We start from the raw sequence: 14,030 nt of genomic DNA on the forward strand, positions 1-14,030 counted from the left end.
GAAAAGGGCCACGTCGGTGAAATCGCCGTGCTGCATGGCAACAGCAGGATCCGGATTCGTTTAGCGGATAGACAGACGGCCCCTGGCTGGTCGAAGCTCCGTCCCCGCCGGTATCCATGAGGAGGTGAGCATGACTGCACTCGAAAAGGGCATTACTGCAAACGGCACGGGCTATGGCGGCAAGAGCTGGAACATCCTGGGCCAAGTCTATTTCCCCAAGGCCGTCACAGACTCCACCTTCGCTTTCGAGACCAACAGCGATCCCGGCCAGTTCGTGCCGGTGCACATCCATCCGACCCAGGACGAGTTCATCCTGGTCCAGGAAGGCACGCTCGACCTCAAGCTGGACGGTCAATGGGTCAAGGCCCATGCCGGCGACCTCGTCCGCATGCCGCGCGGCATCCCGCACGGCTATTTCAACAAGTCCGACAAGCCGTGCCGCGCGCTGTTCTGGGTCTCCCCGATGCAGAAGCTGGAGGCGCTGTTCGAACAGCTCCACAATCTGACCGACCCTGCCGAAGTCGTCCGCATTTCGGCGCTGCACGAGGTCGACTTCCTGCCGCCCGAAGCCAACGACTAGGCCGATCGCCTCCTCGTCCACCTTCATCTGCTTGCAGCTCGGCCGGCCGCGCCCTGCGGCCGAACGTGGCCGCTTGCGCGAAACACACTGATTGCGAGCCATCCCATGGTCAGCCCCAAGCATGTCTGCGTGATCGGCGCCGGTGTCTCCGGACTTGCCGCAGCAAAAGCGTTCTCCACCCGCGGCCACCGCGTCGCCATCGTCGAGCGCAGCGCCGATCTCGGCGGCGTCTGGGAGCTGGCGCGCTCCTATCCAGACGTGCAGACGCAGAGCCCGAAGGAGCTCTACCGCTACACCGATCGGGCCATGCCGGACGCCTATCCGGAATGGCCGACCGGACCGCAGGTCCATGCCTACCTCGCCGACTACGCCAAGAGTTTTGGCCTCGACCGCATGCTGCGCCTGAACACGGAGATCACCGGCATGGCGCGCCGCGCCGACGGCAAGCCGGGCTGGGCGCTTACCCTGAAGGACAAGGACGGCACGAGCACGAGCGAGACTTTCGATTTCGTCGCGGTCTGCACCGGACAGTTCAACGAGCCACGTGAGCTGCATTGTCCCGGCGAGGACGCATTCCTGGCACAGGGCGGCCAGATCCTGCATTCGTCGAAATACGGCGATCAGACGCTGGCGAAAGGACGCCGCGTCGTCGTGCTCGGCGGCTCGAAGTCGGCGACCGACATCGCCGTGAACGCGGTGAAATCGGGCGCGCGCGAGGTCACGATCGTGATGCGCGAGCCGGTCTGGCGCATTCCCTATTTCATCGGCGGCCTCGTGAACTTCAAGCGTATCCTCTACATCCGCGCGCAGGAGGAGATGTTTCCGGGCTGGGGCATCGGCCCGATGGCGCGGCTCGCGCACCGCCTCGCCGCGCCACTGGTCTGGGCGAACTGGCGTGGGCTGGAGAGCCTGTTGAAAGCGCAGCTCAAGCTCAAGCAATGCAAGATGGTGCCGAAGGACCGGATCGAGGACGGCGTCAACTGCTCGGTGCCGATCGCAACGCCGGGCTTCTATCCCATGGTCGCGGACGGCCGCATCAAGGCGGTGTTCGGCACGTTCGACCATTATGAAGGCGACAGCATCGTGATGAGCGGCGGCGAGCGCGTCGGTGCCGACGTCGCAGTGCTCGCGATCGGCTACAAGCTCGGCGTGCCGTTCCTTCCCGAAGCTTACAGGCAGAAGCTGGTCGATGCCGACGGACAGTACCGGCTCTACCGCCTGATCACCAATCCAGATCTGCCGGAGCTCGGCTTCGTCGGCTTCAACTCGTCGTTCTGCACCGTGCTCTGCGCCGACCTCGCCGCCAACTGGTTGGTGCGCTATGCCGACGGCCAGCTCGCCAACCAACCGACGGCGCAAGCGATGCGCGACAACATCGAGATGATGCTGCGCTTCAAGCGCGTCGAGCGCCCGGCCGCGGGCGTCTATGGCGGCCTGTGCGTGGCGCCCTATCACTACCGCCATTTCGACGAGCTGATGGCCGACATCGGCGCGAAGAACCAGAAGCGCGGCGGGCTCGCAGGCCGCTTCCTGCCTCCGGATGCTGATGACTACGCCAAATTCCTGGCTTCCGCGCCGGAGTACCCGGTGACGGCATGACGGCTGGCAAGTTGCCGCCGACCCGAACTCGCGGCTCGCCAGGCCAGCCCGCATTGCCTACGATTTCCGCTGCCGAATCGACCGGCCCGGGAGCCCCGCGATGGAACCAAGACGTCACGCCGCCGCCTGTCTCGCAGTGCTTGCCCTGCTTCTCGCGGCGCCTGCCATGGGACAAAGCGCGCCAACGCCAAGGCAATCCGAGGCGCTTGCCGACTATGATCGCGCGCTCGGCGATTTCAAATCCATCCTCGCCGAGCGGCGGCGCCAGATCGAAGCGAAGGAGGCGCTGCCGAACCTGCCGGGCCAGGCGCTCTACCTCGCGCGCGTCGCAGTGATCAGTACTTACAAGGACCTCACCGACGCCATGCCGTCGCGGATCGGCCGGCCCAACAAGTTCGAGATTCCGCCGGCCTATTTCGATGCCGACATCGAGCCGCTGGTCGACGAATACGGAAGGCTGTTCGACATCATGGAGGCGCCGCCTGCCAGCGCGCAGAACTCGCCAACGCCGTTCAAGGACGTGGTCGATCTCGCCGTTGCGATTGCGCGCGCCAAGGGGCTTGCGCCTGAACATGCCGAGACTGCGGGCCGCATCAGCCTCGGGCTGTTCTTTGCGGAAACCAATGGCAAGCAGAACGTCCGCAACGCGCGCTCGAACACCTATATGGGCAGCTTCCAGACCGGCCCCTCCGAAGACCGCAACGGCCGGAGAAAATGGGAAGCCATCAAGAGCGAGATCGCAGCGATCGATCCGGCGCTGAGTGCGCGCGACGACAAGGAAGAGGCGCGGGCCCGCGGCACTGATCACCGCTTCAACCACTGGACCAACGTGCGCGACGGCCTGATGAACGCGCACGCCGATCTGTTCCGTGAGATCCCTGGAATCGTGAAGACGCTGCCTGACCCGATCGACCAGATGAAGCTGTTCGAGCTGATCCAGATCGTGCCGACCCCGACACGGTCCGCGCTCAAATCGGGCGATCTCCTGAACTATGGGGTCTCCAGCCCCACGATCATGAAGCACCTGCGCAACAACAGCATCTTTGCTTTCGGACAGGCCGACCGGGCGCGCAGCTCGGCGAGCTACCGCGAAATCCTCGCTGCCATGTGGCTGTTCAACCGGAAGTTCGAGAAAGCGATGGCGAAATACGCGGAGATCAGGCCGCGCTGATGGATCGGTTGCAACCGCTACCGGACGTTGTAGTCTCACGATCTCATCGGAGACACGGACCGTTTCATGCGCGTACTCATCCTCGGCGGCAGCCAGTTTCTCGGGCGCGCGATCGCAAGCCATGCTTGCGCGACCGGCCATGACGTGACCTGCGCTGCCCGCGGCCTTGCGGGGCCGATTGCCGCGGGCGCGCGCTTCGTACGGATCGACCGCGACCTCGCCGACGGTCTTGCGCCGCTCGCGGGCAAGACATTTGACGCCGTGGTCGATGTCTCGCGTCATCCCGGCCAGGTCCGCAACGCGGTCGCCGCGCTGAAGCGGCCGGGCGTGCATTGGACCTTCGTGTCGACGATCAGTGTGTATGCGGACAACCGCATTCCGGGGCAACGCGCCGACACCGCGCCAATGCGCGAGCCCAGTTCAGCGGAGATCGAGCAGAGCACCGACGCGATCTACGGCGCCGCCAAGGTCGCCTGCGAACAAGCGGTCGGCAACGACTCCTTCATCTGCCGGGCCGGCCTCATCGCCGGGCCAGAAGACCCGACCGGGCGGTTCGCCTACTGGCCGGCGCGGCTGGCGCGCGGCGGCGAGGTGCTGGCGCCGGGATCGCCGGAGGATGCCGTCCAGTTCATCGACGTGCGCGACCTTGCGCAATGGATCGTGCATGCGGCAGAGATTCGCCTCACCGGAACTTATGACGGGATTGGGCCAGTTCGCACGCGAGGCGAATTCCTGGCCGAGTGCGCGTCGGCGCTGAACCCGTCCTGCACCTTCACTTGGGTCGATCGCGCCTTTCTGGAAGCGCATGACGTGCGGCGCTGGGCAGGTCCGCGGTCATTGCCGATGTGGCTGCCCCTGCCCGACTTCGCCGGATTCCTGACACGCGACACCTCGCCGGCGCGTGCGGCCGGACTGATCTCGCGACCGGTCGCGGTCACCGCACACGACACGCTTCGTTGGCTCAACGCCAGCAACGGCCCGGTCATCGGGCTTACCGCCGATGAAGAGCGGGACGTGCTTGCAGCCTGGCATGCGCAAGGGGCGGCTGCGCCCCGCATCTAGCCCCATCGCGCCGATGGACCATTCCGTCCCGATCGGTGAGCCCTTCGGGCCACTGTTGTCGTAGGCCTTGCGCAGCGCGTGCCGTTGGTCTAGGTCGCGCCGCCTTTGATACAATTGTGGTCGATCGTGGACTCGGTGCGAAGCGGTTTGTCACGGCAAATCTGTCAAAGGCCACACCGCTCCTTGCACTGCAAGGCCGGTGACTGCCATGGCTATGGTGTTCCACGGCCAGTCATTTGTTGCTAGCCTGCCACACCGACAGACACTCATCGGGGACCATCGAATGACCTCAGCGAATCCCGCATCTCCCGCACGGCGCAATGGAGTGTGGCGACCTATCGGGCGGGGACTGGCCATCGCGGCATCGGTGGCCGTGCTCGCCGGGTGCGAGGACAGGAACACGTTCGTGGCGCCGCCGCCGCCCAAGGTGGACGTCGCGACGCCGGTGCAGCGTCCGGTGACGCGCTACATCGAGGCCACCGGCAACACCGCTCCGATCAAGAGCGTCGATCTGGTCGCGCGCGTGCAGGGCTTTCTGCAAACGATCGACTATCAGGACGGCGCCTTCGTCAAGCAGGGCACCCAGCTGTTCACGATCGAGCCGGAGACCTACAAGCTCAAGCTCGAGCAGGCGCAGGCGGCCGAGGCCGGCGCGCAGGCCTCGCTCCGGCAGGCGGAGGCCGACTACAAGCGGCAGGCCGAGCTGGTGCAGCGCCAGGCGGTCTCGCAGGCGACGCTCGACACCTCGACTGCCAACCGCGACAACGCGCAAGCCAACCTCCAGCAAGCCCAGGCCAACACCAGGCTCGCCGAAGTCAACTACGGCTACACCAAGGTCACCGCGCCGTTCGACGGCGTCGTCAGCGCCCACATGGTCTCCATCGGCGAGCTCGTCGGCGTCTCCTCGCCGACTCAGCTCGCGACCATCGTCGCGATGGACCCGATCTTCGTGAACTTCACCGTCAACGAGCAGGACGTGCTGCGCATCCGCGCCGAAGCGGCGCGCCGCGGACTGACGCCGGCCGACCTCAAGCAATTACCGATCCAGATCGGACTCCAGACCGAGACCGGCTATCCCCATGCGGGCCATCTCGACTACGTTGCGCCGACTCTCAACCAATCGACCGGCACGCTGGCGGTGCGCGGTCTCATTCCCAATGACAAGCGGGTGCTGCTGCCCGGCTACTTCGCGCGGGTCCGCGTGCCCTTCGACCAGGAGAAGAACGCCCTGCTCGTCCCCGATACCGCACTCGGCAGCGACCAGGGCGGCCGCTATCTGCTGGTGGTGAACGGCGACAACGTCGTCGAGCAGCGCAGGGTGCAGATCGGCCCCGTCGACAACGGGTTGCGCGTCATCGAAAGCGGCCTGAAGCCGGAGGACCGCGTCGTGACCGCGGGGCTCTTGCGCGTCATCCCGGGCCAGAAGATCGATCCGCAAGCGACCAAGATCGACCAGTCTCAGGCCTCGGCCAAGTGAGGGGCTGCCAGCCATGATCTCGAAATTCTTCATCGAGCGGCCGGTCCTCTCCAACGTCATCGCACTTCTGATGATCCTGATCGGCGGCGTCGCGCTGTTCAACCTCGCCATCGCGCAATACCCCGACGTGGTGCCGCCGACGGTGCAGGTCACCACGCGCTATCCCGGCGCCAGCGCCAAGACCGTGATCGACACCGTTGCCTTGCCGATCGAGCAGCAGGTCAACGGCGTCGAGGACATGCTCTACATGCAGTCCTACAGCGGCGCGGACGGCACCTACACGCTGACCGTGACCTTCAAGATCGGCACCGACCTCAACTTCGCGCAGGTGCTGGTGCAGAACCGCGTCTCCAGCGCATTGTCGCAATTGCCGCAGGCGGTGCAGAATCAGGGCGTCACGGTGCAGAAGCGATCGACCTCGATCCTCCTGTTCGTGACGCTGACCTCGCCGGATGCGCGGTACGACAGCCTCTTTTTGAGCAATTACGCCACCATCAACATCCGCGACGAGCTCTCGCGCCTGCCCGGCGTCGGCAACGTCACCGTGTTCGGCGCCGGCCAGTATTCGATGCGGGTCTGGCTCGATCCGAACAAGCTGCAGGCTAGGAGCCTGGTGCCGCAGGACGTCATCCAGGCGATCCAGCAGCAGAGCCAGCAGGTCTCGGCCGGCCAGGTCGGCGCGCCGCCGACGCCGCCGGGCCAGGCGTTCCAGTACACGCTCAACGTCAACGGACGGCTCGAGGACACCAGCCAGTTCGAGAACATCATCGTCAAGTCGGGCAGCAGCGGCGACGTCACCCGCGTGCGCGACGTCGGTTGGGTCGAGCTGGGCGCGCAGACTTACAGCCAGATCTTCTCGCTCAACAATCAGCCGGCCGTCGGCATCGGCGTGTTCCAGTCGCCCGGCGCCAATGCGCTCCAGGTCGAACAGGCCGTCGAGAAGAAGATGGCCGAGCTCGCCAGGCAATTCCCTGAGGGCATCAAGTACGACACGCCGTTCGACACCACCAAATTCGTCGAGGCCTCGGTGCACGAGGTCTACATGACGCTGATCGAGGCCGGCCTGCTGGTGCTGGTCGTGATCCTGGTGTTCCTGCAGGATTGGCGCGCGATGCTGGTGCCGGCAACGACCGTGCCCGTCACCATCATCGGCGCCTTCGCCGCGATGGCGGCGCTCGGTTTCACCATCAACATGTCGACGCTGTTCGCGATCGTGCTCGCGATCGGCATCGTGGTCGACGACGCCATTGTCGTGGTCGAGGGCGCGGCCCACAACATCGAGCAGGGCATGAACGGCCACGATGCCGCGATCAAGGCGATGGACCAGCTGTTCGCACCGATCGTCGGCATCACCCTGGTGCTGATCTCGGTGTTCCTGCCGGCCTCGTTCCTCGCAGGACTCACCGGGCGCATCTATTCGCAATTCGCGCTGGTGATCGCCGCGACCGCGCTGTTGTCCGCCATCAACGCGGCGACCCTGAAGCCGACGCAATGCGCGCTTTGGCTGCGGCCGACAGTGCCGCCGGAGCAGCGCAATTTCTTCTATCGCGGCTTCAACGCGGTCTATGACCGCGTCGAGCGCGGCTATACAAGGCTGATCACGTTCCTCGTGAGACATGCCACCATCTCGGTCGCGTTCGCGCTCTTGGTGATCGGAGCCAGCGGCTACGGCCTGTCGCGGGTGCCGACCGGCTTCCTGCCGATCGAGGATCAGGGCTATCTGATCGCAGCGGTGCAATTGCCCGACGGCGCGGCGCTGGAGCGGACGCAAGCCGTGCTCGACAGGGCAAGCGGGCTGATCAAGGACACCCCTGGAGTCCAGCAGGTCATCACCATCGCCGGCATCTCCGCGCTCGACAACAGCGCCAGCCTCGCCAATGCCGGCGTCGCCTACATCATCCTGAAGGACTGGGACGCGCGCAAAGGACCCGGCGAGGATCTGCGTTCGCTGGTCTTTGGACTCAACGACAAGCTCGCGACCATCATGGAGGCGCGCACCATCGTGCTGCCGCCGCCCCCGATCCAGGGCATCGGCAACGCCGCCGGCTTCTCGATGCAGGTCGAGCTGCGCGACGGCAACAGCGATTTCGCCAAGCTGCAGGCGATCACCGCGGCGGTGGTCTCCAACGCCCAGAGCCAGAGCGCGCTGCAGCGCGTGCAGTCCTCATTCCGCTCCTCGGTGCCGCAATTCAACGTCGAGATCGACCGCGTCAAGACCCAGACGCTGCACGTCACCACCGATCAAGTGTTCTCGGCACTGTCGACCTATCTCGGCTCGTCCTACGTCAACCAGTTCAACAAGTTCGGCCGCGTGTTCCAGGTCTACACCCAGGCCGATTCGGCATTCCGCGTCACCGAGCGCGACATTGCCAACATGCAGGTGCGCAACTCCAACGGCGACATGATCCCGATCGGCACCGTCGCCAAGATCACGCCGGCCACCGGCCCGTCGCTGATCAGCCTCTACAACCTCTATCCGTCTGCGACGGTGATCGGCCTGCCGGCGCAGGGCTACTCCTCGGGCCAGTCGCTGAAGCTGATGGAGGAGATCGCCGACAAGACGCTGCCGCCGGGCACCGGCTTTGAATGGACCGCGATGTCGTATCAGGAGAAGGCGGTCTCGAACCAGATCTACTGGGTGTTCGGCCTCGCCATGCTGCTGGTCTATCTCGTGCTCGCCGGCCAGTACGAGAGCTGGTACGCGCCGATCTCGGTGATCCTCGCGGTGCCGCTGTCACTGCTCGGGCCGATGCTGGTCCTCTCCGCGCTCAAGATCGACAACAACCTCTATTGCCAGATCGGCCTCATCCTGCTGATCGCACTCTCGGCCAAGAACGCCATCCTGATCGTCGAGGTCGGGCTCGAGCTGCACGGCCGCGACGGCAAGCCGATCATCGAGTCCGCCATCGAGGCCGCGCGCGCCCGCTTCCGCCCGATCCTGATGACGTCGTTCGCCTTCATCCTCGGCGTCGTCCCGCTGGTGCTCGCCACCGGCGCCGGCGCCAGCGCGCGCAAGTCGATCGGCATCACCGTGTTCTCGGGGATGCTGGCCTCGACCTGCCTCGCGGTGCTGTTCGTGCCGGCCTTCTTCGTGGTGGTGCAGCGCTTCGAGAACTGGCGGGCGTCGAAGAAGGCGCCGAAGGCACAGCCGATAGCGGAGGTGAAATCCTAAAGTCCGTTCGACCGAACAGCGGCGCGGCGCGTTCGGTGTAACCTCGCCCGCTTGCGGGAGGGGTCGGCGCTTAGCGCCGGGTGAGGGCTCTGTCCCCTTGGGGAATGTCCCGACGCGGAGACAGCCCTCTCCCCAGCCCTCTCCCGCAAGCGGGAGAGGGAGAACACCTAAGCCTTCTCCACCGGCGTCTGCCGCGCCTCGCCGCTCGACACCAGGAGCACCGACACTTTCGACTGCCTGAGCACGGCGTCTGCGACGCCGCCGAAGGAGAGGTGATCGGCCTGGATGCGGTCGACGCCCATGACGACGAGATCGAGGTCGGTGGTGTCGATCTCGCGGAGGATCGCCGCCTCCGGCGCCCGGTTCACCCGCAGCGTGGTGGTGATGTCGACGTCGTAGCGGGCGGCGAGGTCGCTGGTGTCCTTGAGGATGCCCGTCTCCTGGTTCAGTCCGCGGGAGGCCCCGCGCTGCGCACCCTTGTCCCGCGTCGTCGCCACGTAGATCACCCGGAGCGAGCCCGATCCGGCCTGCGTCAGCGCCACCGCCACCTCGGCCCCGCGTTTGGAGACGCCGCTGCCTGAAACGGGAACGAGGATGTTGAGCGCGTCGGGCATCGGCTGCTTCAGGTGCTTGCCCTTGGCCGCGACGATCGCGAGCGGTCCTTCGAACGCCGCGGCGATGTCGTCGATCCTCCGGTCGAAGCGGTCCTTGGTCGCGGTCACCCTGTCGATACCGACGACCAGAAGATCGAAGCCCTTGCGCGCTTCGTCGGCGATGGTCGCGCCGAGCTCCGCCTGCCTCGCACGGGTGACGACATCGACCTTGCCGACGTCTCCGTCACCGTTGACGGACACCGTCCCGGCGGCCTTCTTCACCACGGCTTCGTGGCTTTCCTCCTCGCCGCGTCCCTTCTCCCGTTCCTTGGCGCGCGGGCCGATATGCAGCACGGTGATCGGCAGGCCGCGCATGCCGGCGATCAGACCCGCGATGTGGGCGGCGAAGCTGGCGTTGACGCTTTCGTCCACCGCCAGCAAGGGGCGCTCGAGATTGGCGACAAAGCCGCGCTTCTCGAATTCTTCCCGCTCCAGCCGCTCCTTCTCCTCCCTGTTCATCGGCAGCCTGGCCAGCGCGGCGCGCAGCATCGGCGGCATCGCCATCGTGGTCACGATCGCCATGGTCACGATCATCGTGAACAGGTTCTGGCTGAGCACGCCGATGGAGAGGCCGATGGTGGCGATGATGACCTCGGTCGACCCGCGCGCGTTCATCCCGCTCGCGAGCGCCAACGACTCCCGATAGCTCAGGCCGCCCGCGGTGCCGCCGACAAAGGCGCCGCCGAACTTGCCGACGCTGGCGATCACCACCAGCAGGCCGGTGAGCATCAGGAGGTTGGGATCGCGCAACACCGAAAGATCGGCGCTGAGGCCGGCGAGGCCGAAGAACACCGGCATGAAGAAGCTCGAGATCAGTCCGCGCAGGCGCTCGTCGATCTGCCGCGTCAGGATCGGGGACTCGCCGACCAGGATGCCGGCGACGAAGGCGCCGAGCACGGTGTGGACGCCGATCAGATGCGTGATCAGTGCCATGACGCTCATCAACAGCAGGATCACGGTGATGACGGCAGCCGCGCTGACAAGCGTGTCGTTGGCCCAGCGGATCAGCTGAAACACAAGGCGGCGCCCGATGGTGAAGCTGACGGCGAGGAAGGCGAGCGTTCCCAGCACGGCCTTCGCCACCGAGGCGATATCGAGCGTGCCGTGCGAGGCCAGGCTGAAGATGACGGCGATGATGATCCAGCCGATGGTGTCGTCGATGACGGCGGTCGCGACGATGATCTGCCCGACGTTGCGGCGCATGAAGTTCATCTCGCGCACCACCACGGCGACGATCTTCACCGAGGAGATCGACAGCGCCGTGCCCATGAACAGCGAGGCCACGAGGCGCTCCTGCGGATTGGGCAGCAGCGCGTCCGGCAGGAATTCACCCAGGGCAAAGCCGCAGGCGAAGGGCACGACGATGCCAGCAATCGAGATCGCGATCGCGGCCCTGCCGACCTTCCGTACCAGCTTGAGGTCGGTCTCCATGCCGGTGAGCAATAGCAGCAGCAGGATGCCCACTTGCGCGATGCCGTCGATCATCGCCTTCTGCTCGGGCGCGTTCGGGAAGATCGCGTGCTGCGCCTCGGGCCAGATCCAGCCGAACAGCGACGGCCCCAGGATGATGCCGGCGAGCAGTTCGCCGATCACCGAGGGTTGGCCGATCCGCTGCATGACCTCGCCGAGCCCGCGGCCGACCGCGATCAGCAGCACGATCTGAACGATCAGGAGGAATTCTGACGGACCGGCCGATTTGCCGGCTTCGGCACTGGCCGCAAGGGTGGTGAGGACAAGCGCCGCGGGAACGAGGACGACCGGTCGGAGCAGGCGCCATGGCATGCAGGTGTCTTTCCCCCTTCATCTGCCCCGGTGCCGGGGCGCCACAGGGACAGAACCCGTGAAAGGCGGCGCCGGTTCCGCCGCGCGCGCCGGCGTCAAAAACGAAAAGTGCGAGAACAACCCCATGCACAGTAGGGATGGGGTTGAAAAACCTCGCGAACATTTCGGCCTTGCCGAAGTGACTTGCGACGTCGGGCAAAACACTGGCAGAATGGCATCATGGGTGGCATGCGTGACGTGGCGACGTTCGCCGTCATTGCTGCGAGTGCAGCGAAGCAAGCCAGAGCCCCTCCGCGGCACCTTCATCGCCACGCTCCTCGCAAATGACGAGTGGAGAGAGTCCCGGCCCTACGCCACGCTCGTGCCCCGGACGCAGCGCAGCGCCACTTCGGCGGTGCGCTGCAGAGCCGGGGCCCATGCGACACGAGAAATTCGCGGCCTCTGGGTCCCGGATCTGCGTCCGGGACACGAGAGCAGTGCCCCCTCACACCGTTTGCGGCGTCCTGATCTCGCGCGGCAGGATCAGCGCGGCGGCGATCGCGAGCAGGCAGAGGGCGGCGAAGGCGTGCAGCATGGTGACGAAGCCGCCCTGCTCGTACAGCCAGGCGACGAGGCCAACGGAGGCGCCGGCCGCGGTGAAGCCGACGAAATAGCGCACCGCGTAAGCGCGCGATCGCCACTCCTCGGTGGTGTACTTGCCGACCATGGCGTCGTTCACCGTGACCTGACCGAACGCGCCCATGACGATGCCGATCGAGACCAGGATCAGCGGCAGGTTGCTCAGGCTCGCGGCCAGATAGAGGAACGGAGCCAGCATGAAGGACAGCGGCAACGCCACAGTCTTGAGCGAGTAGCGGTCGAGCAGCCGGCCGATCGTGTACTGCGTCATCGCGCCGAACACGTAGACGCAGGCAGCGATCAGGCCGAGCAGCGCCGGGCTCTTCGTCAGGTCCGCAAGCCGCTCCGCAAACAGTTTTGGCAGCGCCACTGTGACCGCGTTGAATGTCGTAGAGATCGCGATCACCACGATCAGCAGGGCCAGGATCACGCGCCACATGTCCTGCCTGGCGACGCGGGCCTGCGCCGCCGCCTGCTTCGAGCCCTTGCGGTCCTCGTGCACGACCGTCCTTGCAAACGCGAGGCCGATCAGGATCGTGACGATACCGGGAACGATGAAGGCGAAGCGCCAGCCGAGATATTGGCCGATCACGCCGGTGACCAGTGCCGAGGAGGCGACGCCGAGATTGCCCCAGACGCCGTTCAGCCCCATCTCGCGGCCGAGCTTCTCGGCATAAGATACGATCATCGCCGTGCCGACGGGGTGATAGATCGAGGCGAAGATGCCGATCGCGAGCAGCGCCGCGCCGAGCTGCATCGGGGTCTGCACGAAGCCGACTGCGATCATGGAGGCGCCGATGCCGACGAAGAAGATCAGCATCATATGGCGGCGGCTCCAGCGGTCCCCGAGCCAGCCGGTCAGCAGCGAGCCCGCGCCGAAGGCGACGAAGCCCGGCGTCGCGTAAGGCAAGAGTTCCGAATAGGCCATGCCGAGCGCCGGCCCCATGATGATGACGGCGGCGGCGAAGATCAGCATCGAATAGTGGTCGATGAAATGGCCTGCGTTGACGAAACTAATGACCCGGCTGGGGCTGTTCATACGAATCCTCTCCCGCTCCGAAATGAGTTATATGTCGTGCCCATGACGGGATGCCGCCAATGACTGTCTTGGAAACGCCAATCTTGGAAACGCCAATCCTGCGGGAGGTCCGGAGCAATCACCGCTCGCCCGCGGGCGTCCACCTGGTCGCCCGCGACTATCCCAGGGGCATGCGGATCGAGCCACACCTGCACCGCGAGGCGCAGCTGATCTATGCGGCCAAGGGCACGATGCAGGTGACGACGCCGGGGGGACGCTGGCTGGTGCCGCCGGACCGCGCGGTCTGGGTGCCGGCCGGGCTTCAACATGCCATCGACCTGCTCGCCGACATCGAGATGCGCACGCTGTATTTCGACCTGCCCTGGCTCAAGCGCGAAAAGCGCTATGAGGGATTGACCAGGGAATTCGTGGTCCGGGTATCGCCGCTGCTGAACCAGGCGATCCTGGCACTGTTCGACGCCCGCAATACGGAAGAGCGGACCGAGCTGCTGGTGCGCCTGGTGTTGCTGGAGTTGCACCAGGCCGAGGATTCCACCACCTTCGTGCCGCTGCCGCGCGAGCCGCGCTGCCGCCGCGCCGCCATGATCGTGCTCGACGACCCCACCGGCCTGCACGACATCGACACGCTCGCGCGCGAGGTCGGAACCTCGGCGCGCACGCTGTCGCGGTTGTTCTCGAGCGAGACGCAACTGAGCTTCAAGAGCTGGTGCCAGCGCGCGCGAATCGCCTCCGCGATCCAGCGCCTGTCCACGGATGCGGGCGTGTCGGTGAAGCAGCTCGCCACCCAGCTCGGCTATGCCAGCGTGCCGGCATTCTCGGCCGCGTTCCGCCAGGTGACGGGGCGCACGCCGACGGAATTTGCGAAGGGGTGAGGAAC

At 65.8% G+C, this 14,030-nt stretch carries 9 protein-coding genes; 7 read left to right on the plus strand and 2 right to left on the minus strand.

Annotated features, from left to right (window positions below):
* Nucleotides 1-130: 130 nt before the first annotated feature.
* From ABIA42_RS24185 to ABIA42_RS24210, 6 genes are all read left to right on the plus strand, one after another.
* Nucleotides 131-580, plus strand: coding sequence for a cupin domain-containing protein (locus ABIA42_RS24185; RefSeq protein ID WP_061027189.1), 450 nt, complete (start codon nucleotides 131-133; stop codon nucleotides 578-580).
* Between the two features lie 105 nt (nucleotides 581-685).
* Entirely contained in the window at nucleotides 686-2,179 is a 1,494-nt protein-coding gene (locus tag ABIA42_RS24190) for a flavin-containing monooxygenase (RefSeq protein ID WP_370120448.1), read from the plus strand.
* A 100-nt stretch (nucleotides 2,180-2,279) separates the two neighbouring features.
* The gene (locus ABIA42_RS24195; protein WP_370120446.1) at nucleotides 2,280-3,350 is read left to right on the plus strand and encodes a hypothetical protein; all 1,071 of its coding nucleotides are present in this window, start codon (nucleotides 2,280-2,282) and stop codon (nucleotides 3,348-3,350) included.
* A gap of 66 nt (nucleotides 3,351-3,416) precedes the next feature.
* Nucleotides 3,417-4,412, plus strand: a complete 996-nt coding sequence (locus tag ABIA42_RS24200) for an NAD-dependent epimerase/dehydratase family protein (RefSeq protein ID WP_370120443.1) — start codon at nucleotides 3,417-3,419, stop codon at nucleotides 4,410-4,412.
* Between the two features lie 283 nt (nucleotides 4,413-4,695).
* Entirely contained in the window at nucleotides 4,696-5,889 is a 1,194-nt protein-coding gene (locus ABIA42_RS24205; protein WP_370120440.1) for an efflux RND transporter periplasmic adaptor subunit, read from the plus strand.
* 13 nt (nucleotides 5,890-5,902) lie between these two features.
* Nucleotides 5,903-9,061, plus strand: coding sequence for an efflux RND transporter permease subunit (locus ABIA42_RS24210; protein ID WP_370120437.1), 3,159 nt, complete (start codon nucleotides 5,903-5,905; stop codon nucleotides 9,059-9,061).
* 167 nt (nucleotides 9,062-9,228) lie between these two features.
* Here the strand turns inward: ABIA42_RS24210 and ABIA42_RS24215 are convergent, their stop codons facing one another.
* Nucleotides 9,229-11,496 (minus strand): cation:proton antiporter, encoded by a 2,268-nt coding sequence (locus ABIA42_RS24215; protein ID WP_271530990.1) that lies wholly within the window; start codon nucleotides 11,494-11,496, stop codon nucleotides 9,229-9,231.
* 484 nt (nucleotides 11,497-11,980) lie between these two features.
* Nucleotides 11,981-13,153 (minus strand): MFS transporter, encoded by a 1,173-nt coding sequence (locus tag ABIA42_RS24220; RefSeq protein WP_370120433.1) that lies wholly within the window; start codon nucleotides 13,151-13,153, stop codon nucleotides 11,981-11,983.
* A 50-nt stretch (nucleotides 13,154-13,203) separates the two neighbouring features.
* On the opposite strand from ABIA42_RS24220, the gene ABIA42_RS24225 reads away from it, so the two are divergent.
* The gene (locus ABIA42_RS24225) at nucleotides 13,204-14,025 is read left to right on the plus strand and encodes a helix-turn-helix transcriptional regulator (RefSeq protein WP_271530992.1); all 822 of its coding nucleotides are present in this window, start codon (nucleotides 13,204-13,206) and stop codon (nucleotides 14,023-14,025) included.
* Nucleotides 14,026-14,030 lie beyond the last annotated feature (5 nt).

The organism is Bradyrhizobium sp. USDA 327, assembly GCF_041262065.1.
Lineage (GTDB): Bacteria > Pseudomonadota > Alphaproteobacteria > Rhizobiales > Xanthobacteraceae > Bradyrhizobium > Bradyrhizobium liaoningense.

What these genes read in the sequence shown, in the direction of transcription:
- ABIA42_RS24210 (WP_370120437.1), top strand. Translation starts at nt 5,903, where the DNA reads ATGATCTCGAAATTCTTCATCGAGCGGCCGGTCCTCTCCAACGTCATC.
- ABIA42_RS24185 (WP_061027189.1), top strand. Translation starts at nt 131, where the DNA reads ATGACTGCACTCGAAAAGGGCATTACTGCAAACGGCACGGGCTATGGC.
- ABIA42_RS24195 (WP_370120446.1), top strand. Translation starts at nt 2,280, where the DNA reads ATGGAACCAAGACGTCACGCCGCCGCCTGTCTCGCAGTGCTTGCCCTG.
- ABIA42_RS24220 (WP_370120433.1), bottom strand. Translation starts at nt 13,153, where the DNA reads ATGAACAGCCCCAGCCGGGTCATTAGTTTCGTCAACGCAGGCCATTTC.
- ABIA42_RS24205 (WP_370120440.1), top strand. Translation starts at nt 4,696, where the DNA reads ATGACCTCAGCGAATCCCGCATCTCCCGCACGGCGCAATGGAGTGTGG.
- ABIA42_RS24215 (WP_271530990.1), bottom strand. Translation starts at nt 11,496, where the DNA reads ATGCCATGGCGCCTGCTCCGACCGGTCGTCCTCGTTCCCGCGGCGCTT.
- ABIA42_RS24200 (WP_370120443.1), top strand. Translation starts at nt 3,417, where the DNA reads ATGCGCGTACTCATCCTCGGCGGCAGCCAGTTTCTCGGGCGCGCGATC.
- ABIA42_RS24190 (WP_370120448.1), top strand. Translation starts at nt 686, where the DNA reads ATGGTCAGCCCCAAGCATGTCTGCGTGATCGGCGCCGGTGTCTCCGGA.
- ABIA42_RS24225 (WP_271530992.1), top strand. Translation starts at nt 13,204, where the DNA reads ATGCCGCCAATGACTGTCTTGGAAACGCCAATCTTGGAAACGCCAATC.